The 24,503-nt window shown below is 66.0% G+C and carries 26 protein-coding genes and 1 tRNA gene; 14 read left to right on the plus strand and 13 right to left on the minus strand.

Features of this window, described 5'->3' with window-relative positions; translation table 11 throughout:
- From EPO55_RS21355 to EPO55_RS21370, 4 genes are all read right to left on the minus strand, one after another.
- On the minus strand, window positions 1-1,032 hold a 1,032-nt coding region (locus EPO55_RS21355; protein ID WP_296339299.1), incomplete at its 3' end, for a hypothetical protein.
- A complete protein-coding gene (locus EPO55_RS21360; protein WP_296339300.1) occupies window positions 998-1,723 on the minus strand; it encodes a hypothetical protein in 726 nt (241 codons plus the stop codon). The genes EPO55_RS21355 and EPO55_RS21360, both read right to left, overlap by 35 nt.
- A complete protein-coding gene (locus tag EPO55_RS21365) occupies window positions 1,720-2,391 on the minus strand; it encodes a hypothetical protein (protein WP_296339301.1) in 672 nt (223 codons plus the stop codon). The genes EPO55_RS21360 and EPO55_RS21365 overlap by 4 nt, the downstream gene beginning before the upstream one ends.
- Before the next feature lie 252 nt (window positions 2,392-2,643).
- Window positions 2,644-2,719, minus strand: a tRNA-Thr gene (locus EPO55_RS21370).
- Window positions 2,720-2,840: 121 nt separating this feature from the next.
- Here EPO55_RS21370 and EPO55_RS21375 point away from each other — a divergent pair.
- From EPO55_RS21375 to EPO55_RS21390, 4 genes are read left to right on the plus strand one after another with little or no spacing between them, the layout of a single operon-like run.
- Complete coding sequence (locus tag EPO55_RS21375) at window positions 2,841-4,292, plus strand: L-lactate permease (RefSeq protein WP_296339302.1); 1,452 nt, start codon at window positions 2,841-2,843, stop codon at window positions 4,290-4,292.
- 48 nt (window positions 4,293-4,340) lie between these two features.
- Window positions 4,341-5,210 (plus strand): NAD(P)-dependent oxidoreductase, encoded by an 870-nt coding sequence (locus tag EPO55_RS21380; protein ID WP_296339303.1) that lies wholly within the window; start codon window positions 4,341-4,343, stop codon window positions 5,208-5,210.
- A gap of 10 nt (window positions 5,211-5,220) precedes the next feature.
- Window positions 5,221-5,853 carry a glutathione S-transferase gene (locus tag EPO55_RS21385; RefSeq protein WP_296339304.1) on the plus strand — a complete coding sequence of 211 codons (633 nt, stop codon included), beginning with the start codon at window positions 5,221-5,223 and terminating at the stop codon, window positions 5,851-5,853.
- 1 nt (window position 5,854) lies between these two features.
- Entirely contained in the window at window positions 5,855-6,529 is a 675-nt protein-coding gene (locus EPO55_RS21390; RefSeq protein WP_296339305.1) for an amino acid racemase, read from the plus strand.
- Here the strand turns inward: EPO55_RS21390 and EPO55_RS21395 are convergent.
- Window positions 6,526-6,792, minus strand: coding sequence for a hypothetical protein (locus tag EPO55_RS21395; RefSeq protein ID WP_296339306.1), 267 nt, complete (start codon window positions 6,790-6,792; stop codon window positions 6,526-6,528). The genes EPO55_RS21390 and EPO55_RS21395 overlap by 4 nt on opposite strands.
- A gap of 175 nt (window positions 6,793-6,967) precedes the next feature.
- Here EPO55_RS21395 and EPO55_RS21400 point away from each other — a divergent pair, with 175 nt between their 5' ends.
- Window positions 6,968-7,783: an N-acyl homoserine lactonase family protein gene (locus tag EPO55_RS21400; RefSeq protein WP_296339307.1), complete on the plus strand. Its 816-nt coding sequence runs from the start codon at window positions 6,968-6,970 to the stop codon at window positions 7,781-7,783.
- A gap of 119 nt (window positions 7,784-7,902) precedes the next feature.
- Here EPO55_RS21400 and EPO55_RS21405 read toward each other — a convergent pair whose 3' ends face one another.
- Window positions 7,903-9,474 carry an ABC transporter substrate-binding protein gene (locus EPO55_RS21405; protein WP_296339309.1) on the minus strand — a complete coding sequence of 524 codons (1,572 nt, stop codon included), beginning with the start codon at window positions 9,472-9,474 and terminating at the stop codon, window positions 7,903-7,905.
- A gap of 54 nt (window positions 9,475-9,528) precedes the next feature.
- Entirely contained in the window at window positions 9,529-10,713 is a 1,185-nt protein-coding gene (locus EPO55_RS21410; RefSeq protein ID WP_296339310.1) for an FAD-dependent oxidoreductase, read from the minus strand.
- A gap of 47 nt (window positions 10,714-10,760) precedes the next feature.
- Between EPO55_RS21410 and queF the strand changes: the two genes are divergently transcribed.
- The 3 genes from queF to EPO55_RS21425 are packed head-to-tail and all read left to right on the plus strand — an operon-like array spanning window position 10,761 to window position 12,680.
- Window positions 10,761-11,222, plus strand: a complete 462-nt coding sequence (queF, locus tag EPO55_RS21415; RefSeq protein ID WP_296339311.1) for a preQ(1) synthase — start codon at window positions 10,761-10,763, stop codon at window positions 11,220-11,222.
- 10 nt (window positions 11,223-11,232) lie between these two features.
- Complete coding sequence (gene queG, locus EPO55_RS21420; protein WP_296339312.1) at window positions 11,233-12,402, plus strand: tRNA epoxyqueuosine(34) reductase QueG; 1,170 nt, start codon at window positions 11,233-11,235, stop codon at window positions 12,400-12,402.
- Window positions 12,399-12,680: a hypothetical protein gene (locus EPO55_RS21425; protein ID WP_296339313.1), complete on the plus strand. Its 282-nt coding sequence runs from the start codon at window positions 12,399-12,401 to the stop codon at window positions 12,678-12,680. The genes queG and EPO55_RS21425 overlap by 4 nt, the downstream gene beginning before the upstream one ends.
- Here EPO55_RS21425 and EPO55_RS21430 read toward each other — a convergent pair.
- Window positions 12,648-13,079, minus strand: a complete 432-nt coding sequence (locus tag EPO55_RS21430; RefSeq protein ID WP_296339314.1) for a nucleoside deaminase — start codon at window positions 13,077-13,079, stop codon at window positions 12,648-12,650. The two genes, EPO55_RS21425 and EPO55_RS21430, sit on opposite strands and share 33 nt — an antisense overlap.
- 78 nt (window positions 13,080-13,157) lie before the next feature.
- Between EPO55_RS21430 and EPO55_RS21435 the strand changes: the two genes are divergently transcribed.
- Genes EPO55_RS21435 through EPO55_RS21460 form a run of 6 tightly spaced genes read left to right on the plus strand, consistent with a single transcriptional unit; the run spans window position 13,158 to window position 18,259 of the window.
- Window positions 13,158-14,294 (plus strand): acyl-CoA dehydrogenase family protein, encoded by a 1,137-nt coding sequence (locus EPO55_RS21435; protein ID WP_296339315.1) that lies wholly within the window; start codon window positions 13,158-13,160, stop codon window positions 14,292-14,294.
- A complete protein-coding gene (locus tag EPO55_RS21440; RefSeq protein ID WP_296339316.1) occupies window positions 14,291-15,568 on the plus strand; it encodes an acyl-CoA dehydrogenase family protein in 1,278 nt (425 codons plus the stop codon). The genes EPO55_RS21435 and EPO55_RS21440 overlap by 4 nt, the downstream gene beginning before the upstream one ends.
- Before the next feature lie 21 nt (window positions 15,569-15,589).
- Entirely contained in the window at window positions 15,590-16,306 is a 717-nt protein-coding gene (locus EPO55_RS21445; RefSeq protein ID WP_296339317.1) for a gamma-glutamyl-gamma-aminobutyrate hydrolase family protein, read from the plus strand.
- Window positions 16,303-17,070, plus strand: coding sequence for a pseudouridine synthase (locus EPO55_RS21450; protein WP_296339318.1), 768 nt, complete (start codon window positions 16,303-16,305; stop codon window positions 17,068-17,070). The genes EPO55_RS21445 and EPO55_RS21450 overlap by 4 nt, the downstream gene beginning before the upstream one ends.
- The gene (gene rsmD / locus EPO55_RS21455) at window positions 17,070-17,636 is read left to right on the plus strand and encodes a 16S rRNA (guanine(966)-N(2))-methyltransferase RsmD (RefSeq protein WP_296339319.1); all 567 of its coding nucleotides are present in this window, start codon (window positions 17,070-17,072) and stop codon (window positions 17,634-17,636) included. The genes EPO55_RS21450 and rsmD overlap by 1 nt, the downstream gene beginning before the upstream one ends.
- The gene (locus EPO55_RS21460) at window positions 17,633-18,259 is read left to right on the plus strand and encodes a histidine phosphatase family protein (RefSeq protein ID WP_296339320.1); all 627 of its coding nucleotides are present in this window, start codon (window positions 17,633-17,635) and stop codon (window positions 18,257-18,259) included. Before rsmD ends, EPO55_RS21460 begins: the two co-directional genes overlap by 4 nt.
- 3 nt (window positions 18,260-18,262) lie before the next feature.
- On the opposite strand, the gene EPO55_RS21465 is transcribed toward EPO55_RS21460, so the two are convergent.
- The 5 genes from EPO55_RS21465 to EPO55_RS21485 are packed head-to-tail and all read right to left on the minus strand — an operon-like array spanning window position 18,263 to window position 24,433.
- Window positions 18,263-18,733, minus strand: a complete 471-nt coding sequence (locus EPO55_RS21465; protein WP_296339321.1) for a hypothetical protein — start codon at window positions 18,731-18,733, stop codon at window positions 18,263-18,265.
- Window positions 18,730-20,535, minus strand: coding sequence for a DNA mismatch repair endonuclease MutL (gene mutL / locus EPO55_RS21470; RefSeq protein ID WP_296339322.1), 1,806 nt, complete (start codon window positions 20,533-20,535; stop codon window positions 18,730-18,732). Before mutL ends, EPO55_RS21465 begins: the two co-directional genes overlap by 4 nt.
- 12 nt (window positions 20,536-20,547) lie before the next feature.
- On the minus strand, window positions 20,548-21,852 hold the full coding sequence (locus EPO55_RS21475) for a glucose-6-phosphate isomerase (protein WP_296339323.1): 1,305 nt from the start codon (window positions 21,850-21,852) through the stop codon (window positions 20,548-20,550).
- Window positions 21,849-23,189 (minus strand): pitrilysin family protein, encoded by a 1,341-nt coding sequence (locus tag EPO55_RS21480; RefSeq protein ID WP_296339324.1) that lies wholly within the window; start codon window positions 23,187-23,189, stop codon window positions 21,849-21,851. The genes EPO55_RS21475 and EPO55_RS21480 overlap by 4 nt, the downstream gene beginning before the upstream one ends.
- Complete coding sequence (locus tag EPO55_RS21485; protein ID WP_296339325.1) at window positions 23,186-24,433, minus strand: pitrilysin family protein; 1,248 nt, start codon at window positions 24,431-24,433, stop codon at window positions 23,186-23,188. The genes EPO55_RS21480 and EPO55_RS21485 overlap by 4 nt, the downstream gene beginning before the upstream one ends.
- Between the last annotated feature and the right edge of the window lie 70 nt (window positions 24,434-24,503).

Below are 24,503 nucleotides of genomic sequence, written 5' to 3' on the forward strand. Positions count from 1 at the left end.
TGCTTGCCAGTGCTCGCCTGCCTTCTTGCGAAGGCGCACGAAACTCATGTCTTGGTTAACCGCGTATGCCGCTTTAATGCGATTAAGCGTTCTCTTTGCTACAGCTGGCGGTCTTGTTACCGAAACTGCTTTCGGAAGCGCCGTCGCAAACGTTGTCTGGCTTTGGACGGTATAAAGATCTAATTGATTCTGCTGTGGCAAGGTCGAGCGGGTATATGGCGTTACTACTGCAATCGCCGCCTGTTGTAGAGCTGTAGTCCAAATAGAAGGGCTGTGGGCGCCTTCCGAACCATGGTGAGGAATTTTAAACATGCTCGCCGGAGTATTGCGGATCGGAGCCGCCAGCACTGACTTCCATCCTGATTGCGGATGATTGTTGTGCTCTAAATCACTACCCAGAAGCAAAACTTGATCGCCTATCTTGATGTATAGGACCACGCACTCTGTATTTTCTTTGATTGCGGCCGTTGGCGCAGCGCTGGGATCGTACAGATTTTGGAACTCCAGCTTCGATCGCGCCAGATCAGCAGGAGAGGGAGAAAGGGCCCAAATCTCGACATTCAATTCCGGCGCAAGCCGCTTGTTTAATCCCGCATGAATCGCCACCGGATGAAGTGGGTCCGCCTTAAATCGATTCACGATAGTGCGGAATACTTGTCTTATCTCCCGATGTGCACTCTTTAACACATCGGTGTTAACGATTGGCAATTGAAGGATTTGCTTGAACTCAGCAACCGTGACTGCTTCCGAGCAAACGAATTGAACGCCCGGACATGCTTCAACTATTTGGCTAAGACCATCGACATGATCAGCGTGCCAATGCGTAGCGACGATAAGTTTGATGCATTTTGCTGGGTCTAAACCGAGTTCGCTTAGATAAACTAAAGGCCAAGCCGTATGTTTGCTTTTGGCCGAATCAATGCAAAGCCATTGGCTATTGCCAATATGAACTAAGATAGATTCACCGATGCCCGGACCGTAGATACATACTTCAAGTTCATCTGCTTGAGGCGGGGTCGACCATTTTTTCATTGTCCCATCCGAACGTACGCCACATTTCGTCCACTTCCGCGATATCTTCGGGAGTTGGCGCTGCTGCTCTCCGGCCCCTCTTGAACCATAAGAGCGACGTACTTTCACGACGTGGCCCAACATCTTCGACGTAAATGTACCAATAGAATCGCGCACCTAGCTTTAGTGCGGATCTGTCATCAACACTTACCTCTGAATCAATCTCAAATTCCGCCACTTCCATTACGTTGGGGTACTTTGAGTCATAGAGATGAGCGGTGAAATTGCCGTCTGCAATTTTGACGACTTCGCCTTCCCATTTGCTAAGCAATTGAGCTGTTTCAGTTCTGGGCAAACGACGCGATGCCCACATTCGTCTCGCCGTTCGATTCTGAAGGGCAGGCACCCAAACTTCCTCAATTCGTGGCGTGGGCGCCGCCCTAAGTGCGGGCTTCTCAGAAATGTTGGGAGAGGTGACGACCTCACCGGACTCCAAGGCTGGCCCTCCAGCGTTCCAGTGACCAAACGTATGGTCGCGCCACTGCTCGGAATGCCCCATCCCCCAGGCGAGAAACTCCAGCGGAGGCCTTGATACACGGGGCGCGATACGGCCGTCTGACACTGCGGACTCTTGGATCGACACGTTAGCAGTCGGTCGAAATTCGTCGTCGGCAGGGCTTCCTGCGGTATTAGATTGATCGAAAGGGCTCATGCTCCAGCTTCAGCCTTTAACGAATTAATCAATCCATCCGCGAAAGAAATGCGTTCTTTCCATTGGTCGGACAGAACTTCTATTGCGGAAAGGGCAGCTTTGTCAGCATCAGGACGCAACGCGAAATGGTCGTTGATTGACATATATATGCCTTTCTCGACCTTTTTTGAGGGCTCGATTTTAATATCAATATAGCCGGGCAGACCATCTGTCCGTGTGTGTCGAACCACAACAGATTGTGTCGCGGCGCCTGATAGCCCCAATTTTTGGCTAAAATTCAATGCTTTCCCAGCAAGGTTTGTCAGGAACGCGGACCGGCGTTGGTCATCAAAGACCTGAAAATGAAAATCCGTGTTGATTCCCAGCGCTCGGTATTTCGGGTCGCGCATCTCAGAGAGCATTCCAACGGCGAAGTCTCGAACTGGTTCACCGAGCGGCTTTTTCACCCTTGTAACCAGTGCAATGCGCTCTTTCTCGGCTACTACCGCCATCCATGGCAAATCGAACGCTATCATATCGTCGAAGACAGCCGTCATATTGAGTTCAGCAAGGTCAGAAGCAACTAGCTGACCGCTCTCAATTAGCTTTGGAAGCCGAAACGCCGACAGATCGAAAGTTCCGACGAGAATAATCGATGTACCCTTAAGCTCTTCTTGGGGCCCGAGCATTATGTGCTCGTCTGCAGATAGCAGCAGTCGATCACGGTCAATTAATCTCTCCCTCAATCCGGCTGGCCATTTTGGCCATCTGAGCAGTGGCTCGGCAAGTGACAGTTCGCAATGCCGCCAAGTTCGTCATATGAAAAAATGCGGTAACGAGCTTCGATACCAAAGCAACATGGAATCGGCTCGCGCGTGTCCCCCCCGTGTCCCCACAGCGGAAAAGTATTTTGGCACGCGTGCCTAAAAGCTTGATTTTAATGGTGCCCCGAGACGGAATCGAACCGCCGACCCCATCATTACGAATGACGTGCTCTACCAGCTGAGCTATCGGGGCACGGCGGCGGGTTTAAGGGAAAGGCGGCGGCGGCGCAAGATGGCGTTTGGCCCCTGATTCACTGGCGCACTTCGGCCGCTGCCGAAGCATGTGCGGCGACGGTGGGCTATAGAAGCCCGCCATGACGACAACGCTTGCCCTCCTGCCCCTGTTCCTGGTGCTTGGCCTCCTCGCCTCGGGCCGCGCCAGCGCCCTGGCGGCAGGCCTCGCCGGCCTCTCGGCCACGCTTGCCGCTTCGGCAATTATCGTCACGCAGCAGCAGGGCGCCGCCGCCCTGGTCGGCCTCTTCCTGCACGAGACTTCGGCCGGGCTTTGGCTCTCCTGGCACGTCATCGCCATCATCGCCGCCGGCATGTTCTTCCACCGCTGCCAGCAGGCGCGCGGCGCGCACGCCAACGGCGGCATCCTCGAGGCCAATCCGCGGCGGCTGTGGTCGGTGTGCTTCCTGTTGGCGCCCTTCGCCGAATCGGTCACGGGTTTTGGCGTGGGCTACATCATCGCCCTGGCGGCGCTCCGCCGGCTGGGGCTGGGCGGCATGTCGGCCCTGCTGCTCGGCCTCTACAGCCAGTCGCTGGTGCCGTGGGGCGCGCTCGCCACCGGCACGACGGTGGGCGCCACCCTGGCCGGCCTCACGCCCAACCAGCTGGGCCTGAGTTCCGCCCTGCTGCAGATTCCCATCCACGTCCTCTATCTCGCACTCTACTGGCGCTTCGCCCGCGACGCGGGTTTTGCCACGTCGCTCGCCCAGAAGCTCGACGATGCGCTGTGGACCACGCTGCTGCTGGCACTGGTCTGGCTGTTCAATTTCTATAGCGACGTCGAGATCGCGGGCGCCGCGCCCACCGCGCTGCTGCTGGCCGTACGATTCTGGCGCGACGAGCGGCCGGACGCGGCGCGGCTCAGATCGGCGCTGCATGCCAACGCGCCCTATGTCGCGCTGACCCTGGCGCTTTGCGCCACGCGGCTGGTCCCGCCGCTGCGCGATTTCCTGAAACCCCTGTGGGCGATGCGGCCGTTCGACAACCAGCCGGCCTTCGCGCCGCTCTATGCCCCCGGTTTCTGGCTGGTCTCGATCGGCGTGGTCGTGGTGTTTCTCGCCCGCGCGTCGATTGGCCGGGTGCTGGCCGAGACCGGCCGCGGCGCCTGGCGCTCCTGCGCCGTCACGCTCGTGTTCGTGGTGATGGCCGAGTTTTACGTCGGCTCGGGCATGGCGACGCAGGTCGCCGAAGCGCTGCGCTCCGTGGCCGGCCGCGACGCGGCGGCCAGCGTACCGTTGTTCGCCGCCGTCGGCGGTTTCCTGACCGGCGGCGGCTCGGCCGCCAACGCCATGCTGATGCCCATGGTCACGGCGCTGGCGCAAGCCATCGCCGTCGACCCAGCCTGGATCGCCGCGGTCCAGAACAGCGTCTGCACCAACCTCACCATGCTGTCGCCAATCCGGGTGTCCATGGGGGCGGCCATCCTGGCGCTGCCGGTGTCCGATGCGGTGCTCTACCGCCGCGCCTGGCCGCTCGCCCTGCCGCCACTTCTTGCCGGCTTCGCCGCCATTCTGGTCCTGCTGGCGCGCGCCTGATTTGGCCGTATGATCCCGCCCGCAACGCAGGAATTGTGGGAGAGAACAATGGCCAAGGTGGCATTTCTGGGTCTGGGCGTGATGGGCTTTCCGATGGCGGGGCATCTCGCCGCCAAGGGTCATGACGTGACCGTGTACAACCGTACTTTCGCCAAGGCCGAAGCCTGGACCAAGAAGCACAAGGGCAAGGCCGCCAAGACTCCGAAAGAGGCGGCGGCCGGCCAGGAAATCGTGTTCTCCTGCGTGGGCGACGACAACCATCTCCGCGCGGTGATGCTGGGCGAAAGCGGTGCCCTTGCCGGCATGGCGAAGGGCGCGATCCTGTTCGACAACACCACGGCCTCGGCCGACATCGCCCGCGAACTCCACGCAGCGGCGAAGAAGATCGGCGTCGACTTCATCGATGCGCCTGTTTCGGGCGGCCAGGCGGGCGCGGAGAACGGCCAGCTCACCGTGATGTGCGGCGGCGAGCAGGCGCCGTTCGACAGGGCCAAGCCGGTGGCCGACGCCTTCTCCAAGGCGGTGACGCTGATCGGCCCCCCGGGCTCCGGCCAGATCACCAAGATGATGAACCAGATGTGCATTGCCGGCCTCGTCCAGGGCCTGGCCGAAGCGCTGAACCTCGGCCAGCGCGCCGGCCTCGACATGGACAAGGTGATGAGTGCCATCTCCAAAGGCGCGGCGCAAAGCTGGCAGATGGACAATCGCTGGCAGAACATGATCGCCGGCAAGTTCGACTACGGCTTCGCCGTCGACTGGATGCGCAAGGACCTCGGCATCGCCATGGCCGAAGGCAAGCGCTGGAAGGCGCAGATGCCGGTGGTGGCGCTGGTCGACCAGTTCTACCAGCGCGTCCAGGAGCGCGGCGGCGGACGTTGGGACACGTCGAGCCTGATCCAGCCGTTGCAGAAGCCGTGACGGTGACGCCATGAGCTACAAGCTCTACGGCCGCCCCGGCTGGGGCTCGGCGATCGTCGAGGCCCAGCTCGTCTGGTACGGGCTGCCCTACACCTACGAAGCGGTCGACGATCTCTTCAAGTCGCCGGACGCGCGCGCCAAGCTCGAGAAGGTCAATCCGCTGGCCCAGGTGCCGACCCTGGTGATGCCGGACGGCAGCATCATGAGCGAGAGTGCCGCCATCACGCTCCTGCTGGCCGACATCACGGGCAAGGACCAGCTGGTGCCGGCGGCGGGCGCGCCGGAACGCGCGAAATTCCTGCGCTGGCTGATCTACATCGTCGCCAACATCTACCCCACCTTCACCTATGCCGACGATCCGTCGCGCTTCGTCTCGGTCAATGCAGCGCGCGATCCGTTCCGCGCCGCCACCGACGCCTATGCCCAGAAACTGTGGCGCCAGATCGACGGTGAAGCCGGCAAGCCATGGTTCCTGGGTGAGCGCTTCTCGGCGCTCGACATCTACCTCGACGTCATGACCCGCTGGCGGCCCAAGCGCGGCTGGTTCGAGGGCGAGACGCCCCGCCTCTTCGCCATCGCCCACCGCACCGACCAGGCGCCGCAACTCGCTTCCGTGTGGGCGCGCAACTTTCCGTCGAGGTGACATGGCGTGCGTCGGAATCGTCGGCGGGTTGGGCGTCGGCGCCACCGTCCACTACTACGAAAAGATCGCGGCGGCCTGCAAAGCCCGCGGCACCGTGCCCGATCTGGTGATTGCCCACGCCGATGTCGACACCGGACAAGGCCTGGTGCGCGCCGGCAAGCTCGACGAGCTGGCCGATTATCTCAGCGGCTTCATCGAGCGCATGGCCCGCGCCGGCGCCGAGGTGGCGGTGATCCCGGCCGTCACGCCGCACATCTGCATCGCACAACTTCTGAAACGCACGCGCCTGCCCCTGATCAACATCGTCGATCCGATCGGTGCCGAACTCCGCGCCCGCAAGATCAAGCGCGTCGCGCTGTTCGGCACGGTGTTCACCGTCGAGGGTGGTCTGTGGGGTCAGCTCACGGGCGTCGAGATCGTGAAGCCGCGGCCCCACGAGATCGAGTTCATCGGCAAGGCCTATCAACGCATCCTGGACACGCAGGACGGCAACGAGGCCGACACCGCGGGATTGCGCCGTATCGCCGCCGAGCTGCAGCGGCGCGACGGTGTCGAGGCGATATTGCTGGCTGGCACCGATCTCGCTGTGATTTTCGACGAGGCAACGGCCGGCTTCCCTGCGATCGACGTTGCGCGCCTGCACATCGACGCCATCGTCGAACGCCTGGCCAGCTAGAATGTCTGCCTCACGCCCACGATCTGGCTGAGGCAGAGGCCGACATGCTCGGCGGTGTCGGGGGACAAGCCCTCGACCTCGATCTCGACCGAGAGCTGATCGTCGGCGGCTTGGGCGAAGACACGTGCCGGCACGAGGCCGCGCTTGGCCAGAAGCTCGAGTGCGCGCGGCAGCACACCCGGCTCGGCGTCGGCTTCAAAACAATATCGGACGGTGGAATTGCTACGCTTGAGGGCGAGAACGCCAAGGGACGTGGTGGACATCGGACGATTCCCTGGATGGATAGAGAGCGAACACAGCTACGCAGCGGTTTGCAGTGCAAACCGTGGTGCTAATTCGCCGTCCAAGGAGGTCCGTGCGGGCCATGTTGCCACTATAGCGCCGGGACAGGGCGGCGGGCTACCCTCCCGCCAACGGCTCACCGGGAAGGAAACAATAATGCGTTCGACGCCTATCTACGAGGTTCATGCTGTCAAATACGCCCACCTGCCGCGCAAGGCGTGGGAAGTGCAGATCACCCCCGACCCGCATGACGCCGATTTCCCGATGGACTATTTCGTCTGGGTGGCGATCCCGCTGGACGAGAGTGGCCACCGCACCATCGGCGGCAAGCCGATCGTGATCGACACCGGCTTCAACGCCACCATCGGCAAGCAGCGCGGCCGCGAGGTGAAGAAGAATCCCGCCGACCTGCTGACCGAAGTAGGCGTCGACGCCAAGACGGTCGAGGACGTCATCATCACCCACCTGCACTACGACCACGTCGGCAACTGGGACCGCTTTCCCAAGGCGCGGTTTCATCTGCAGGACAAGGAGATGAACTTCGCCACCGGCCGGCACATGTGCAAGGACCCGTTCCGACACGCCTACGAGGTCGAGGATGTCGTCGGCATGGTGCGAGCCGTCTACGGCAAGCGCGTGGTCTTCCATGACGGCGACGAGGAGATCCAGCCCGGCATCTCGGTGCACCTGATCGGCGGCCACACCGCCGGCATCCAGTCGGTGCGGGTCATGACGCGCAACGGCTGGCTCGTGCTGGCCTCCGACGCCAGCCACTATTTCTGGGGCATCAACAACGACAAGCTGTTCGCCATCGTCTACTCCGTGGCCGACATGCTGGCGGGCTACGACAAATTGAAGAAGCTGGCCGACGGCCGCGTCGAGATGGTGATCCCCGGCCATGACGCCGAGGTCATGAAGCGCTACCCGGCGTCGAGGAAAGGCCTCGAGGGCGTGAGCGTACGGCTGGACTGACCCCCTCCGGCCTGCGGCCACCTCCCCCGCGGAGCGGGGGAGGAGAATGATTTTGCCTCCTCCTCCCCCGTCATCGGGGGAGGTGCCCCGAAGGGGCGGAGGGGGTCAGAAGATCGCGGTCACTTCTTCTGGATGTTCCACAGCGCCAGCGACGGTGTCTGCAACAGGCCGTCGAGGTTGGTGCGGATCGCCGTCGGCGTCGTGAACTGGCCGAGCGGCACGTGCGTGGGATACTCCAGCACGCGCAGTTGCACGGCCTCGGCGATCTGCTTCTGCTTGGCCGGATCGGTCTCCTTGGCATAGGCGTCGCGCAGCTTCTCCAGCTCGGCATCGCACGGCCAGCCGAACGTCGCCTTGTCGCACGAGGCGTTGAGGAAGGCCGCCGACACCGGGTTCAACACGTCGGTGGCGCCCCATGAGGTGAAGAAGGCGCCCCAGCCGCCCTTGTCCGGCGCGTCCTTCTTGGCACGCCGCGTCACCAAGGTCTGCCAATCCATCGGCTGCAGGTCGATCTTGAGGCCGGTCTTCTCGAGCTCGGCCTTGGCGACGGTGGCGAGGTTGTTGTGTCCCGACGTGTCGGTCTGATGCAGGAACACCACCGGCGTGCCGTCGTAGCCCGCCTCGGCCAGCAGCGCCTTGGCCTTGGCGATGTTGCCCGAGATCTTGTCGTCCCAGCCCTTGGTCGATTCCAGCGGCGAGCCGCAGGGGAACAGCGACTTGCACTCCTTGTAGTAGGCCGGGTTGCCGACATTGGCCTCGAGGAACTCCTTCTGTGACAGCGCGTAGAGCACGGCCTGGCGCACCTTGGGATTGTCGAACGGCTTGAACATCACGTTGAAGCGCATGGCGTATTGCCGGCCCGCCGTGTTGACGACCATGACCTTGATGTTCTTGTCCTTGGCCAGGAGTGGCAGCAGGTCGGGCGGCACGATCTCGACCAGGTCGACCTCGCCGTTGATCAGGGCATTCACCTGGGTCTGGGTGTCGGGCAACGTCAGCCACTCGACCCGGTCGACCTTGGCGACCTTGCCGCCAGCGAGGCCCGAGGCCAGCTCGTTGCGCGGCTTGTACTTGGGGTTCCTGACGTAGACCGCCCTCTCACCCGCTCTCCACTCGTCCTTCTTGAAGATGAAGGGCCCGGAGCCGATCGAGTCGGTGATCTGCGCGTTGGGGTCGGTGGAGGCCACCGCCTTGGGCATCATGAAGGGCACGTTCGAGCTCGACTTGCCGAGCGATTGGAGCACCAGCCCATAGGGCTCCTTCAGCACCATCTTGATGGTCTTGGCGTCGGGCGCGCTGAGATCGGCCACAACCCCCATCAGCTTCTGGCCCATCGAATCCTTGGCGCCCCAGCGCTTGATCGAGGCGACGCAGTCCTCGGCGGTCACCGGCTTGCCGTCGTGCCATTCCAGGCCATCGCGCAAGGTGAAGGTCCAGGTGAGCTTGTCGTCAGAGACGGTCCACTTGTCGACCATCTGCGGCTTGACCTCGAGCTTGCCGTCGAGCGCGAACAGCGTGTCGTAGATCATGTAGCCGTGATGGGTGGAGATCAGCGCCGTCGTCCAGACCGGATCGACGATCTTGAGATCGGAGTGCAGCGCCACTTTGAGAGTGGTTTGCGCCGCGGCGGGCGCCGCGAACACGGCGACAGCGGCAAATGCGCAGACGACCCGACGACCGATCTTCAACATGGCAATCCCTCCTGGCTTCCCCGCCGGCAAGCAACATATGCAACAATAGGGCCGTCAGCCGCCCTGTGCGACGTCCAACAGCGCCTGCCACTCGGTCAACTTGACGCGAGGCCGGCCCTGGGCCGCGCCGGCCGCGGTCTCGGCCTTGTCGATGCGGTGCCAGCCGTCGGCGTCGATGCAGATGGGCAGCGGATCGGGACCGCTCTTCGGATCGCGCGGTTTCAGCCAGGCCGCGACCTGCTGTGCCACGGCATGGCTGTCGGCACGGTTGGTCGGGATCGTGCCGCTGGGACCGCGTTTTGCCCAACCGACCGCAAACACGCCCTCGGCCTTCGGATAGTCCTCGCCGCGATAGCCGATGCAGGTGATCGCCAGATCGACCGGCAGCTTGCCGGTCGTGAGCTCCAGCTCACCGGGACGAAAGGCCACTGGCGCGGCATTGAACAGGAAGTGCACGGTGACGGACTTGCTGCCCGCTTTGTTGCCGGCAAAGCCCTTCAGGATCTCAAGGTTCTTGGCCTTGCGCAGCCGTTCCGGCGTCGGATCCGAGGCCGGTGGATGGCCCTCGAGCGCCTTGGCGTCCGTGACGGCCACGGCACGGGCAAGACGGCCCATCTCGGCCAACTCGTTGCTGGTGAAGGAGGCATGCTCGGGTCCACGCCGGCCGATCACATAGATGTCGGTGAGCGGCGCGGCGGCGATCGCCGCCGCCGCCTCCGGCACGATGTCGCTCTTGGCCATTTCCTCGGCGCTCTTGGCCAATAGGCGGGCGACGTCGAGCGCCACGTTGCCGTTTCCGATCACCGCCACGCGCTTCACCCGGGAAAGATCAGGCCCCTGGCGGAAGTCGGGATGGCCGTTCAGCCAGGCCACGAACCGCCACGAGCCCCAGACCAACGGCTGCTCCTCGCCCGGGATGCCGAGCTTGCGGTCGATCACCATGCCGGTGGCCACGATCACCGCATCGTATCCCGTCCGAACCTCGTCCCAGGAGAGGTCGCGGCCGATCTCGATATTGCCGGCAAATCTGACGTCAGGCTGGGCCAAAAGCCGGTCGAACTGGCGCGAGACCGCTTTGGTCCCCTGGTGATCCGGTGCGACACCGGCCCGTACCAACCCATGGGGCGTCGGCAGCCGGTCGATCAGGTCGATGTGGAGATCGGGATTGGCGCGCAACAGCCCGTCGGCGGCATAGAAGCCGGAGGGGCCGGCGCCCACGATGGCAACCCTGTGAGTCATGGCGGCCCGCTTAGCATATGATGGCGGTGGAGTTGAAGGTGAGGCTGATGGCAAAGAAGTACGGACATCTGACGCAACTGGGCCGCCCGGCGGCGCTGCCGGCCTCGCCCGACAAGGCGGTGCTGGAGACGGTGCCCAATGCCAACCCGCGCGATCTCTATCTCGTGCGCTTCACGGCGCCGGAATTCACCACCCTCTGCCCGATGACCGGCCAGCCCGACTTCGCCCATCTGGTGATCGACTACGCGCCCAAGGCGAAGCTGATCGAAAGCAAGTCGCTGAAACTGTTTCTCGGCAGCTTCCGCAACCATGCCGATTTCCACGAGGCCTGCACGCTCGCCATCGGTCAGCGCCTGGCCAAGGTGCTGGCGCCGCGCTGGCTCCGGATCGGCGGCTACTGGTATCCGCGCGGCGGCATGCCGATCGACGTCTTCTGGCAGACCGGCCAGCCGCCCAAGGGCCTGTGGCTGCCCGACCCGGGCGTCGCGCCTTATCGCGGCCGGGGATAACGGAGCGACGATGGCGCGGCTGCCACCGACGCCGAAGCGACCGCCGCGGCAGGCGACGCCGCTCGAACTGCGCAATGCCATCCGCGACGAGGCGCTCAAGCTGGGCTTCGATGCCGTGGGCTTTGCCGCCGCGACCTTGAAGCCCAAGGCGCGGGCCGAACGGCTGGCGCAACTGACGCAATTCGTCGAGCTGGGCTTCCAGGGTGACATGGGCTGGCTGGGCGAGCGCACGCCGGAGCGCGTCGATCCCGCAACGCTGTGGCCGGGCGCAAGAACCGTCGTCTCGGTGGCGATGAACTATGGTCCGACGCATGATCCGCGCACGCTTCAGGGCGAACCCGCGCGCGGTGCGATCTCGGTCTATGCCCAGGGCCGCGACTATCACGATGTAATGAAGACCAAACTGAAGGCGCTGGGCCGCTTCATCTGGGACAATTACCGCCACTCCATAAAGGTCTTCGTCGACACCGCGCCGCTGATGGAAAAACCCTCGGCCCAGGCGGCCGGCCATGGCTGGCAGGGCAAGCACACCAACCTGGTGTCGCGCCGCTTCGGCTCCTGGTTGTTCCTGGGCGAACTGCTGCTGTCGGCCGAACTGCCGGTCGACGCGGGCGAGAGCGACCATTGCGGCCAGTGCCGGGCCTGCCTCGACGCCTGCCCGACGGCGGCCTTCCCCGCGCCCTACAAGCTCGACGCGCGGCGCTGCATTTCCTACCTCACGATCGAGCATGAAGGCGCCATCGACCGGGAATTCCGCGCAGCCCTCGGCAACCGCATCTATGGCTGCGACGACTGCCTGGCCGCCTGTCCGTGGAACAAGTTTGCGAAGACCGCCCAGGAAGCAGCCTTCCTGCCGCGCCCCGAACTCACCGCGCCGATGCTGGTTGAGTTGGCCGCCCTCGACGATGCCGCCTTCCGCCAGCGCTTTGCCGGCACTGCCATCAAGCGCATCGGCCGCGACCGCTTTGTGCGCAACGTCGCCTATGCGCTGGGCAACAGCGGCGCCCCAAGAACGGCACTCCCCGCCATCGAGCAGTTGCTCGCCGATCCTTCACCACTGGTCCGCGGTGCCGCAGTCTGGGCATTATCACAACTGGCGCCGGCCGAGTTCGAACACCGGCGCGGATCGACAAAGGAAATCGACGACGGCGTACGCGCCGAATGGGAGGCCATGACATGACACGATTGAGTCTGGTGCTCGTGATATTGATCGGCTGGACGCTGCCGGCGCTGGCCGACGGCTGCTACATCTGCACCTCGGGCAGCGGCTGCGGCCAGTACTGCCGCTACAGCGGCGCCGACAATGCCGACAACCGCAAGAAATGCGCCGCCGCCAACTGCAAGATCGGCGGCACGGCCTCCTGCCCGACCGGCGTCAACATCAAGACCTGTTCGGCCGCGCGCCCGCTGGATCGCCTGCACCAGCTAGCGACGTTCGCGGAAGAACGCCCGCAGTAACTCCGCCGCCTCGACCTCGCCCACGCCCGGATAGAGCTCGGGTCGGTGGTGGCAGGTCGGCTGGTCGAAGATGCGCGGTCCGTGCTCGACGCCGCCGCCCTTGGGGTCCGACGCGCCCCAGTAGACGCGCCGCAGCCGCGCGAAGGAAATCGCCTGGGCACACATCGGGCAGGGCTCCAGGGTGACGTAGAGATCGCAACCGACCAGCCGCGGCGAGCCGGATTTTTGGGCCGCCGCGCGGATCGCCAGCAGTTCGGCATGGGCCGTGGGATCGCGATCAGCTTCTGTGCGGTTGCCCGCTTCGGCCAGCACCGCGCCATCCGGTCCGACGATCACGCAGCCGATCGGAACCTCGCCCCGCTCTGCGGCTGCGCGCGCAACGCCCAGCGCGCGTTCCATGGGGGAGGTTCTTGCCGGGCCGCTCATAAGGGGGAAAATAGCGGTAAGAAGAGCGTCGCGATATGGGGAGGAGTAGCCATGCGGTTCAGCTTCACGCCGGAGCAGGACGAATTTCGCACCAGCCTGCGGCGCGCGCTGGAGGCGCGGTCGCCAACCAAGGAAGTGCGGCGTCTGATGGCGACCGAGCAAGGCTTCGACCGCGAGGGCTGGAAGAAGCTCAACCAGGAAATGGGGCTCACCGCCGTGCACATTCCCGAGGCCTATGGCGGTGCCGGCTTCGGCTGCGGCGAACTCGGCATCGTGCTGGAGGAAATGGGCCGCAGCCTCTTGTGCGCGCCGTTTTTCTCGACCGCCGTGCTGGCCGCCACGGCGATCCTGAACGCCGGCACGGAGGAGCAGAAAAAGGCGCTGCTGCCGAAGATCGCCTCGGGCGACGTGACCGCCACCTTCGCTTTCTCCGAGGACAGCGGCCTGAACGATGCCGCCAGCGTCGCCACGACCGCGATCGCGTCGGGCGGCAGCTACAAGCTCGACGGCACCAAGAGCTTCGTGCTCGACGGCCACACCGCCGATCTCATCGTGGTGCTGGCGCGCAAGCCCGGCAGCAAGGGCGAGGAAGGTCTCTCCTTCTTCACCGTCGACGGCACGGCCGCGGGGCTGGAGCGCCGGCTGCTCAAGACCATGGACGAGACCCGAAAGCTCGCCCGCCTCACCTTCAAGGGCGTCGAGGCCAAGCTGCTCGGCGCCGAGGGCAAGGCCGCCGCGCCCTTCGCCAAGACGCTGCAACAGGTGATCGTCTGCCTCGCCAACGAGATGGTGGGCGGCGCCGAACGGCTGCGCGAGGATGCGCTCGCCTACGTGCAGATGCGCATGCAGTTTGGCAGGGCACTCGCCTCCTTCCAGACGATGAAGCACAAGGCGGCCGACATGCTGGTCGATGTCGAGCTCGCCAAGTCGGCGGCCTACTACGCCGCCGCGGCGCTCGATGAGAGCGATCCCGAAGTGCCGATGCTTGCCTCGCTCGCCAAGGCCTCGGCCTCGGAGGCCTACCTGCAGACGGCGATCCATGCCGTGCAGATGCATGGCGGCATCGGCTTCACCTGGGACAACGACACGCATCTCTGGTTCAAGCGCGCCAAGTCGAGCGAGATCCTGTTCGGCGATGCCAACCAGCATCGCGAGACGATGATGCAGAATTGGGGAGCCGGCACATGAGCGACATCATGGAAAGCGACCTCACCGAGGAGCAAGCCCGCGCCGACGTCCGCGCCTGGCTCAAAGCCAACTGGGATCCCGAGCTCTCGTTGCTTGAGTGGCGCAACAAGCTGGTCGAGTCGGGCTGGGGTGCGCCGCACTACCCGAAGGAGTGGCACGGTCGCGGCTTGCCGGTGAAGTTCAACACGCCGATCGACGACGAGTTCGCCAAGGTGGGCGCCATTACGGTGGCGCGCGCGGGCATTCGCACGCTTGCCGCCGCGACCATCCTCGACCACGGCACGGACTTCCATAAGCAGAAGTTCCTGCGCCGCATCCTCACCGGCGAGGACACCTGGTGCCAGCTCTTCAGCGAGCCGGGCTCGGGCTCCGACATGGCGGGCGCGGTCACGCGCGCCGACAAGAAGGGCAACAAGTGGGTGATCAACGGCCAGAAGGTATGGACCACGAGCGCCCACAAGGCGCATTGGGGTCTGCTGCTGGCCCGCGCCAACTGGGACGCGGTCAAGCACAAGGGCCTCGCCTACTTCGTGCTGGATATGAAGCAGCCCGGCGTGCAAGTGCATCCGCTGCGCCAGATGAACGGCCATGCCTCGTTCAACCAGGTGTTCTTCACCGACGCCGAGGTCGAGCCCGAGATGATGATCTGCGACGTGGGCGACGGCTGGACGGTGGCGACCACGACCCTGATGCACGAGCGGCGCGGCGCCGACGGCCTGCGGACGTGGGCACAGGCCTCCAACCGCAAGGGCCGCATCTACGAAGAAGAGAAGGCCGAGATCGCCACCACGATGGAGCCCTACAAGTGGTATCCGCAGCGCGCCGGCCGCGTCGACCTCGTGATGAAGCGGGCGAAGGAGACCGGCAAGATCGCCGACCCGGTGGTGCGCCAGGAGATCGCCAAGCTCCTGATCATGTCCAAGTCGGCCGAATGGACGGCGCGGCGGGCGCGGGCGGCGCAGAACCAGGGCAAGCCTCAGGGCCCGGAAGGCTCGCTCGGCAAGCTGGCGTCGAGCCACGTCGCGCGGCAGGCGGCGCGTGTGCACACCTATATCACCGGCGCGGATGCGCTGCTGAGCGGCGCCGACAGTCCGATGGAGGGCGTGATCGCCGAGATCCTGGTGTCGGTGCCAGCGACCTCGATCGCCGGCGGCACCGACGAGATCCAGCGCAACATCATCTCCGAACGCGTCCTCAAGATGCCCAAGGAGCCAAGCGTCGATACCACCAAACCCTTCAAGGACGTGCCGAGGAACATCACGGCCAAGGCGTGAGTCTTGTGCTAAAGTAGCGCCATGCCCCGTCCCCTGATCGGCGTGACCCTGGATGCTGAAAAGCCCGGCGGTTACTCCAAGTTCCCCTGGTATGCGCTCCGGCAGAACTACCTCGCCGCAATCGACGCGGCGGGTGGGCTGGCCGTCGCCCTGCCGCACGAGCCCGACCGGGTCGCCGACTATCTCGAGCGCATCGATGCGCTGGTGGTGACCGGCGGCGCCTTTGACGTCGACCCCTCCTACTATGGCGGCGGCGCGCGCCACGCCACGGTGATCACCAAGGACCGCCGCACCGCCTTCGAGTTTGCCGTGACGCAAGGCGCGCTTGACCAGAACAAGCCGGTCCTGGGCATCTGCGGCGGCCAGCAGCTGCTGCACGTCGTGCTGGGCGGCAAGCTGATCCAGCACATTCCCGATTCGATCGCTGACCCTCTTGCCCACGAGCAGCCCAACCCGCGCGACGAAGCGGGTCACCTGGTCAAGGTGGCGCGCGGCACGCAACTGCACGGCATCGTGGGCGCCGACGAGCTGCCGGTGAACAGCGCCCATCACCAGGCGGCGGCCGATGCGCCCGACGGCGTGGTGGTGAATGCCACCGCCCCCGACGGCGTCATCGAAGGCATCGAGGCGCCGCGCTACCGCTTCTGCATCGGCGTGCAGTGGCATCCGGAGTTCCTGATCTCCGAGGGCGACGCGAAGCTCTTCCGCGCCTTCCTGGGAGCGGCGGCCACCAAGTGAGCGAACAGGAGAGAATTGCCAAGCGGCTGGCGCGGGCCGGCCTCTGCTCGCGCCGCGATGCCGAGCGCTGGATCGAGGCCGGCCGCGTCAAAGTCGACGGCCAGGTCCTGGCCTCGCCCGCCTTGAATGTCACCGACCAGAGTGTGATCGAGGTCGACGGCAAGCCCCTGCCCCAGGCCGACCGAGCCCGGCTGTGGCGCTATCACAAGCCTCCCAGCGAGATGGTGACGGCACGCGATCCCGAGGGCCGGCGCACGATCTTCGACTCGCTGCCCAAGGGCATGCCGCGCGTCGTCACCGTCGGCCGGCTCGATTTCATGTCGGAAGGGCTGCTGCTGCTCACCAACGACGGCGGCCTCGCCCGCCGCCTCGAATTGCCGGCCAATGGCTGGACCCGGCGCTACCGGGCGCGCGTGCATGGCACGGTCGACGAGGCGCGCCTGGCCGCGCTGGCCAACGGCGTCACCATCGAGGGCGTGCGCTACGGCGCCATCGAGGCCAGCATGGACCGCCAGCAGCGTTCCAACGCCTGGCTCGACATCGCGCTGGCCGAAGGCAAGAACCGCGAGGTCCGCCGCGTGCTGGCCCATCTCGACCTCCCGGTCGTGCGCCTGATCCGCGTGGCCTTCGGGCCGTTTCATCTTGGCGAGCTGGAACGCGGTCACGTCGAGGAAATTCCGACGCAAGCGCTGGAAAGCCTGCTGGGCGTCAAGCGGCAGCCGCGCAAGCAGGGCTGGGCGAAACCCAAACCGCGTGGCCGCTGATGCTGAAGATCATCGGCGGCAAGCACCGCGGCCGGGCGCTCGAGGCGCCCGAGGGCCAGAACGTGCGCCCGACATCGAGCCGGGCCCGCGAGGCGCTGTTCAACATCCTGGCCCACGCGAGCTGGCACGAGGATGGCACCTCGCCGCTGATCGACGCCCACGTACTCGACGCCTTTGCCGGCTCTGGCGCACTGGGGCTGGAGGCGCTGTCGCGCGGCGCCGCCCATGCGACATTCCTCGACAACGATGCGCGGTCGATCAAGCTGATCGGCGAGAACCTGCGCCTGTTGGGCGAAGTGGCCGCGGCCAAGGTGGTGCGCGCCGACGCCACCCGCCCGCCGCCAGCCCGCGAGTTCTGCGATCTCGTCTTCCTCGATCCGCCCTACCGCAGCGGCCTGGCGGCGCCGGCGCTGGCGGCGCTGGCCGAGGCCGGTTGGCTGGCGGCCGGCGCGATCGTCACGGTCGAGCTCGCCCACAACGAGGACATCGTGCCGCCACAGGGCTTCGAGCAGATCGACGAGCGCCGCTATGGCGCGGCCAAGATCGTGATCCTGCGCCGGACATGACGGCGACGCCCGGCCTCGTCGTCCCGCTCTACATGCTGCGCCACGGCGAGACGGCATGGAACACCGAGCGGCGCATGCAGGGCACCAAGAACTCCGATCTCACCGAGCGCGGCCGTGCACAAGCGCGCGCCATGGGCCGTGCGCTCAAGGCCGAACTCGCCCGCGAGGCTGGCTCGACGATTTTCCTGCGCAGCCCGCTTGGCCGAGTGCGCGAGACCTCCGAAATCGTCGGTCACGAACTGGGACTCGATCCCTCGCGGTGGCGCGACGATCCGCGGCTGGCCGAACTCGGCTATGGCGAGTGGGAAGGATTCAGCTGGAAAGAAATCGAGGTCACGCATCCGACGGCATTGGCTGACTGGCGTGCCGACCCCCATGGCTTCAGCCCGCCCGGCGGCGAGACGCATTTCGAATTGCGCCGGCGCTCGGCCGGGGTACTGGCCGACATCGTGGCGTCGCAGACGCGGACTGTGATTGTGGGCCACGGCGTCAGCGGTGCGGTGGTGCGCGGCCTCAACCTCGGCCTCGATGCGCGCGCCATGTTCGTACTGGAAAAGCCGCAGGACGCTTTCTTCCGCTTGCTTGCCGGCCGCGAGGAGCGAATCGAGGCGGTGTTCGACTAGGCCTCAGCCGCGCGCCAGGCGGGCCGTGCGGCGGCACCCGCCGTTCTCCGTGACAACGAGGCCCCCGCCGTCGCTGCGGGCGGTGAGCTGTATGCGGCGATGCTCGGTGCCCTTGACCGACGCGACGCTCAGAAGAGTGAAGGTGCCGCCGCTCCTAGCCACGCCGTGGATCTGCCACAGGCCCGGGCCGGGCGGCGGCGGGGCGGCCTTGCTCGGATTGGGCACCGGCCCGCGCGCGGTGGTGTCATAGGCCGAGCCGTCGACGAAGCCGGATTCGATGGTGAGCTGGTATTCGAGCGGCGCGTTGCACGAGCCGCCGTCGCTGGTGCCCTTCCATTCGCCGTCCAGCGGCGAGGCCTGTGCCGGCGTGGGGTTGGCCGGCGGCGCGGCCGAAGCAGGCGCCGGGGCGCGGGTCTGGGCGCTCGCCGACGCGGCGGCGCCCAGGAAAAGCAGCAGGATCAGGAACTTGTTCATCGCCTTCCGAACAGCCGCTCGATGTCGGCCAGCTTGAGTTCGACATAGGTCGGGCGGCCATGGTTGCACTGTCCGGAGTGCGGCGTCGCTTCCATCTGGCGCAGGAGCGCGTTCATTTCCTCAACGGTGAGGCGGCGACCGGCCCGCACCGAGGTGTGGCAGGCGAGCGTGCCGCAGACCTGCTCGACCTTTTCCTTGAGCGCGAGATGATCGCCCATCTCGGCCAACTCGTCGGCCAGGTCACGCACGAGTCCCTGGAGGTCGACCTCGCCCAACACCGCCGGCGTCTCGCGCACCACGACGGCGCCGAGGCCAAACGGTTCGAGCACCAGGCCCATCTCGGCCAGTTCGGCGGCGCGGGCGGCCAGCCGTCGTGCACCGTCCTCGCCCAGTTCGACCACTTCGGGCAGCAGAAGCGCCTGGCGCTTCACGCCGTCAGCCTCGAGCTGGTTTTTCAGCTTCTCATGCAGCAGGCGCTCGTGGGCGGCGTGCTGGTCGACGATCACCACGCCCTGGTCGGTCTGGGCCACGATGTAGGTTTCATGCAACTGGGCCCGCGCCACGCCCAGCGGATAGTTGCCGTTGGCGATCTCCCCGGTCGGCATTTCGACCCGCGCCGAGAGACCATCGAGGGGGGCCATGAATTGCGCCGCCGCCTCGGCGAGACCGCGCGGAATGAACGAACCACCGCCACTGTGGCCCAGCGGCAGGGCGTTGGAATAGCCGGTGTGCGGCCGGAAGGCGCCCAGCGCCGCATCCGACACGGTCGTGCTGGCGCGGTGGCCGGCGGCGGCGAGCGCGGTGCGGAGCGCGCCCACGATCAGGCCGCGCACGATGCCGGCGTCGCGGAAGCGGACCTCGGTCTTGGCGGGGTGGACGTTGACGTCGACCATCTCGGGCGGCGCCTCGAGGAACAGCGCCACCATCGGATGGCGGTCGCGCGCCAGGAAATCCTGGTAGGCGCCGCGCACGGCGCCGGCCAGCAGCTTGTCGCGCACCGGCCGGCCGTTGACGAAAAGATACTGATGCTGGCCGGTCGGACGGTTGAGCGTCGGAAGGCCGGCGAAGCCGCTCAAGCGAAACCCCTCGCGGTTGGCATCGATGGCGAGCGCATTGTCGGCGAACTCGCGGCCCATGATGGCGCCCAGCCGCGCCAGACGCGCGGCGTCGCCGTCTTCGAGCAGCGACGGCGGGGCCGCTGCCAAATCGATCAGGGCACGCTCCTCGCTTTCGAGGCGAAAGGCGATCACGGGGTGGGCCATCGCGAGGCGCCGCATCGCATCGGCGACATGGCCCGACTCGGTGCGCGGCTCCTTCAGGAATTTGAGGCGCGCGGGCGTGGCAAAGAAGAGATCACGCACCTCGACCCGCGTGCCCGCCGGATGCGCGGCGGGCCGCGGCTCGGCCTTGGCGCCGCCGTCTATTTCGAGGCTCCAGGCTGACTCGGCGCCCGCCGGCCGCGACGTAATGGTAAAGCGGCTCACCGAGGCGATCGAGGGCAGCGCTTCGCCGCGGAAGCCCAGCGTGTTGATGTGCGTGAGATCGTCGTCCGGCAGCTTGGACGTGCAGTGGCGCTCGACGGCGAGCTGCAGTTCCTCCGCGCTCATGCCGACGCCGTCGTCGACCACGGAAATGAAGGTGCGGCCACCTTCCTTCAGGGTGACGGCGATGCGGTGCGCGCCGGCGTCGATCGCGTTCTCGACCAGTTCCTTAACGGCGCTCGCCGGACGCTCGACGACCTCGCCCGCGGCGATGCGATTCACCAGGGTTGTGGGAAGACGACGGAGGAGAGGCGCGCTCATGGCGCTGCTAGCTTACGTCCGCCGCCGTGAGGAAAGATACTGGCGGGTCAGAACCTTGGCGTCCTCGACGGCGGGCTGGTCGAAGGCGTCGATCTTCCAGAGATGGGCGGCAAAAATCGTCTCTAGGATGAAATGCATCATCAGTGCGCCGATCGTGCGCTCATCGACCTCGGCGACGCGGATGACGCGCGTCGGCCGGCCGGCCTTGGTGGCCGCCGTCGCCGTGGCGTCGGCTTCGGCCAGCAGCAGATCGCCCATGGTCTGGCCGGCCAGATAGTCGAGGGCCTTGTCGCGGCCCGGCTGCAACACCGACCCCTGGCCCGCCGTATCCTGGATCAGGAAGGTGAAGAGCTTGTCGGCCGGACCGCCGAGATAGAGCTGAACCTGGCTGTGCTGGTCGACGGTGCCCAGCGCCACGGCCGGCGTCGTGCCGTTGCCGTCCTTGCCGAGACTCTCGGCCCAGATTTGCCGGTACCAGTAGGCAAAGGTGTTGAGCCGGTCGACATAGGGCATCAGCACCGTGATGTTGATGCCGCGCTCGCGTGCCAACCCGACGGAGAGCGCGGCGCCGATCGCCGGCGCAATACCGGCGACGTCGTTGGCCGCCAACACCGGATCGAGCACGCTGGCCGCCCCCTCGCGCACCGCGGCGCAATCGAGGCCGGCGATCATCGCCGGCAGCATGCCGACCAGCGACAGCGACGCGTAGCGCCCGCCGATCTTCGGATCGTGCTCGATGATGGTGCAGCCCATGGCGGTGGCAAGCCGGCGCAGCGGATTGTCGGTCGCTTCAGTGATCGCCATCACATTGGAGGCCAGGACCGCCTTGCCGGCCTTGGCTTCGAGCGCCGCCGAGAGCGTCAGGAAGGCCGCGATCGTCTCCGGCGTGCCGCCCGACTTGGAGATCGGGATGAACCCTGTGCGCTCGAGCGGCAGCCGCTCGATCAACGCGGCAAAGGTGGCCGGATCGACATTATCCATGAACCAGAGCTTGGGCCGCCCCTTCGCGGGGCCGAAGCCCTGGTCCTTCAACGCCACCAGCGTCTTGCCACTCAAGCTCGAGCCGCCTGAACCGATGACCACGACGTGCTCGAAGCCGGCGAAGCGTTCGGCGTGGGATTTTAGCGCCACGAGGTCGTCGCGACGCGCCGGCAGCTTGAGCAACGGCAGCTCGTTGCTGTCGTGCCAATGGCGGATCTTGTCGAGCGCCGGCCGCAGCTCGGCCATCGCGCGGTCGAGACTGGCACGGGAAAGACCCTTGGCGCCGACTGAAGTGTCGAGGGCATCGTCGATCGAGTGGCGATAATAGCTGGTCATTCTTTGGAATCCGAAACGACACCGACGGGTTTGCCGACGACGACGGTCGTCATCGTCTCGTCGCGCAGCAGGCGGCGGGCGACCCGGCGCACGCTGTCGAGCTTGACGGCGGCGATCAGCGCCTCGCGCCGGACCAGGTGATCGGGCGACAGGCCGTCGACCTGCAGGGAATGCATCAGGCTCGCGACCGAACTCGACGAATCGAGCGACAGCGCCAGCGCGCCGCTGAGATAGGTCTTGGCGTCGGCAAGCTCCTGCTCGGTGACACCCTCGGTGCGCATGCGCGCAAGCTCGGCGCGGATGATGCGGATGGCTTCGGCGACGCGTTCGTTGGCGCTCGCCGTCGAGACAACCAGCAGGGCCGCCCGCTTGTAGGTGCGCAGGCCGCTCGACACGCCGTAGGCCAGGCCGCGCTTCTCGCGCACCTCGTTGAACAGTCTGGACTGCTGCCCGCCGCCACCCAGGACATGGTTCATCACCACGGCCGAGTACCAGTCGGGATCGTCGCGGGCGATGCCGGGCAAGGCCATCAGCGCGGTGCTTTGCGGCACCGGCCGCTCGACGACGATGGTGCGCGGCTTGGTCGGCGGCTTCCATTCCGGCGGCAGCGGTGGCACCGTGCCGACAACGAGGCCGCCGAAGGTGCGATCGAGTTGGCGGGCGAGTTCGGCCTCGCCGATGTCGCCGACCGCCGACACGATCAGGCCGCTGCGCACCAGCAGCGTGGCGGCGCGCTGCTTGAGCCGCGCCGGTGTCAGCGTTTTCAGATCCTCGCGCGTGCCTTCGGGATCGTTGGCATAGGGATGGCCCGCGAACAGGGTGGTCATCAGCGTGCGGCCCGCCACCGATTGCGGCCGCTGCTCCGCCTGATTGAGGCGCGCGATGGTCTGGGCGCGACGCTGTTCGACCATGTCGGCATCGAAGCGCGGCTGGACGAGCGCCAGCCGCAAGAGCTCGAAGCCTTCGTCTCGATTGGCCGAGAGTACACGCAGCGTTCCGCTCAGCCGGTCGAGCGAGGCGCCGAAGCCCAGCGAGGCGGCGGCATCCTCCTGGCGGCGGCGGAAGGCCTGGGCGTCGAGTGGGCCGGCGCCGTCGGTCAGCAGCCTCGCCATGAGATTGGTCACACCCGACTGCCCGTTCGGATCCGAAGCCGTGCCACCGGCGAAGGAAAAGGACAGCGCCACGACAGGCGCGCTCTTGTCTTCGACCAGCCAGACCTTGATGCCGAGCGGCGTGGTCACTTCCTTGATGTCGATGGCCTCAGCAACAGCCGCCGGCAGCCAGGCCAGCACGGCAGCGAGCATCGCCAAGGCGCCACGGCGGAGGCTGTGGGTCATCGGTTGCCTTCCGCCGGGCTCAGCAGCGAGATCACCGCGCCTGAGTCGCGCCACACCAGCTGGGCAGCGGCGACCACGTCGGCCGGCGTCACGGCGGCGATGCGATCGGGCCAGGCATCGATATCGGCCATGGTGCCGCCGGTGCTCAGCATCGCGCCATAGAGGCGCGGGCCACTGGCCAGGGAATCCTGGGCGTAGATCGCCCCGGCGAGCAGCTGGTTCTGTGCCCGCTCGACCTCGTCCGCGGTCACGCCGCCATCGGTCAGCTTCTTCATCTCGCGGTTCACCGCCGTCTCGATCTCGGCCACGCTGCGCGAGGGCGCCGGATGAACGCCGATCTCGAACGAGGTAAGGCCGAGGCTGGCGGGGCTGTAGCCGGCCGACGCCGAGAGGGCGAGCTTGGAGTCGATCACCAGCGACCGCCACAGCCGGCTGGTCTCGCTGCCGCCGAACAGCCGCGCCAACACCTGGAGTGCGTGGGCGTATTTCGTTTCGCCGACGCGGTAGGACGGCGCCAGCCAGTCGCACGACCAGCTGGGCTCGACGACCCGGGCGTCGGCGCGGCTCACGCGCTGCGGCAGGTCCGCGCCGCCCTGCGTCGGCCTGCGCCGCGCCTCGACCTTGCGGGCGGGGATCGGGCCATAATGCTTCTCGGCAAGCTTGCGGACGGCCTCGGGCGTGGCGTCGCCGGCCACGATCAGCACCGCGTTGCCGGGGATATAGAAGCGGCGATAGAAGGCCATCAGTTCGGTGATGTTCAGCTTCTTGATGTCGTCGGCATAGCCGATGACCGGCATGCCGTAGGGCTTGTGCCGTCCGAACAGCTGCTCGCGCGCTGCCTCGTCGAGCAATGCAGCCGGCACGTTGTCGGTCCGGGAGCGGCGCTCCTCGAGCACGACCTGGCGCTCCGAGATCAGCTCCCTCTCGGTAATGCGCAGGCCGGTCATACGATCGGCTTCCATGCGCATCACCAGCTCGAGGCGGTCGGGCGCCACGGTCTGGTGGTAGCCGGTCGAATCGAAGGTGGTGTAGGCGTTGTCGCGCCCGCCGTTGCGCGACACGATGCGCGAGAACTCGCCCGAGGCGACCCGGTCGGTGCCCTTGAACATCATGTGTTCGAGGAAATGCGCGACGCCGGTGTGCCCGAATACCTCGTCGGCGCTGCCAACCTTGTAGACCAGCACCTGGGTCACGATCGGCGCACGGCGGGACGGCAGCACGACGACCTGCAGGCCGTTGGCCAAAGTGAAGCTCTCGGCCGGACGGCGCCCGACAGTGAACAGCTTCGCCAGGGCCGGGACCGCCGGCGCCAGG

It is taken from the genome of Reyranella sp., from assembly GCF_004296935.1.
GTDB lineage: Bacteria > Pseudomonadota > Alphaproteobacteria > Reyranellales > Reyranellaceae > Reyranella.

Excerpts from the sequence above, each read along its gene's own strand:
- EPO55_RS21375 (WP_296339302.1), top strand. The coding sequence starts at position 2,841 with ATGACGACAACGCTTGCCCTCCTGCCCCTGTTCCTGGTGCTTGGCCTC.
- EPO55_RS21460 (WP_296339320.1), top strand. The coding sequence starts at position 17,633 with ATGACGGCGACGCCCGGCCTCGTCGTCCCGCTCTACATGCTGCGCCAC.
- EPO55_RS21435 (WP_296339315.1), top strand. The coding sequence starts at position 13,158 with ATGCGGTTCAGCTTCACGCCGGAGCAGGACGAATTTCGCACCAGCCTG.
- EPO55_RS21380 (WP_296339303.1), top strand. The coding sequence starts at position 4,341 with ATGGCCAAGGTGGCATTTCTGGGTCTGGGCGTGATGGGCTTTCCGATG.
- EPO55_RS21445 (WP_296339317.1), top strand. The coding sequence starts at position 15,590 with ATGCCCCGTCCCCTGATCGGCGTGACCCTGGATGCTGAAAAGCCCGGC.
- EPO55_RS21430 (WP_296339314.1), bottom strand. The coding sequence starts at position 13,079 with ATGGAACGCGCGCTGGGCGTTGCGCGCGCAGCCGCAGAGCGGGGCGAG.
- EPO55_RS21365 (WP_296339301.1), bottom strand. The coding sequence starts at position 2,391 with ATGCTCGGGCCCCAAGAAGAGCTTAAGGGTACATCGATTATTCTCGTC.
- mutL (WP_296339322.1), bottom strand. The coding sequence starts at position 20,535 with ATGAGCGCGCCTCTCCTCCGTCGTCTTCCCACAACCCTGGTGAATCGC.
- EPO55_RS21400 (WP_296339307.1), top strand. The coding sequence starts at position 6,968 with ATGCGTTCGACGCCTATCTACGAGGTTCATGCTGTCAAATACGCCCAC.
- EPO55_RS21440 (WP_296339316.1), top strand. The coding sequence starts at position 14,291 with ATGAGCGACATCATGGAAAGCGACCTCACCGAGGAGCAAGCCCGCGCC.
- EPO55_RS21385 (WP_296339304.1), top strand. The coding sequence starts at position 5,221 with ATGAGCTACAAGCTCTACGGCCGCCCCGGCTGGGGCTCGGCGATCGTC.
- EPO55_RS21465 (WP_296339321.1), bottom strand. The coding sequence starts at position 18,733 with ATGAACAAGTTCCTGATCCTGCTGCTTTTCCTGGGCGCCGCCGCGTCG.
- queF (WP_296339311.1), top strand. The coding sequence starts at position 10,761 with ATGGCAAAGAAGTACGGACATCTGACGCAACTGGGCCGCCCGGCGGCG.
- EPO55_RS21410 (WP_296339310.1), bottom strand. The coding sequence starts at position 10,713 with ATGACTCACAGGGTTGCCATCGTGGGCGCCGGCCCCTCCGGCTTCTAT.
- EPO55_RS21475 (WP_296339323.1), bottom strand. The coding sequence starts at position 21,852 with ATGACCAGCTATTATCGCCACTCGATCGACGATGCCCTCGACACTTCA.
- EPO55_RS21425 (WP_296339313.1), top strand. The coding sequence starts at position 12,399 with ATGACACGATTGAGTCTGGTGCTCGTGATATTGATCGGCTGGACGCTG.
- rsmD (WP_296339319.1), top strand. The coding sequence starts at position 17,070 with ATGCTGAAGATCATCGGCGGCAAGCACCGCGGCCGGGCGCTCGAGGCG.
- EPO55_RS21360 (WP_296339300.1), bottom strand. The coding sequence starts at position 1,723 with ATGAGCCCTTTCGATCAATCTAATACCGCAGGAAGCCCTGCCGACGAC.
- EPO55_RS21405 (WP_296339309.1), bottom strand. The coding sequence starts at position 9,474 with ATGTTGAAGATCGGTCGTCGGGTCGTCTGCGCATTTGCCGCTGTCGCC.
- EPO55_RS21390 (WP_296339305.1), top strand. The coding sequence starts at position 5,855 with ATGGCGTGCGTCGGAATCGTCGGCGGGTTGGGCGTCGGCGCCACCGTC.
- EPO55_RS21480 (WP_296339324.1), bottom strand. The coding sequence starts at position 23,189 with ATGACCCACAGCCTCCGCCGTGGCGCCTTGGCGATGCTCGCTGCCGTG.
- queG (WP_296339312.1), top strand. The coding sequence starts at position 11,233 with ATGGCGCGGCTGCCACCGACGCCGAAGCGACCGCCGCGGCAGGCGACG.
- EPO55_RS21395 (WP_296339306.1), bottom strand. The coding sequence starts at position 6,792 with ATGTCCACCACGTCCCTTGGCGTTCTCGCCCTCAAGCGTAGCAATTCC.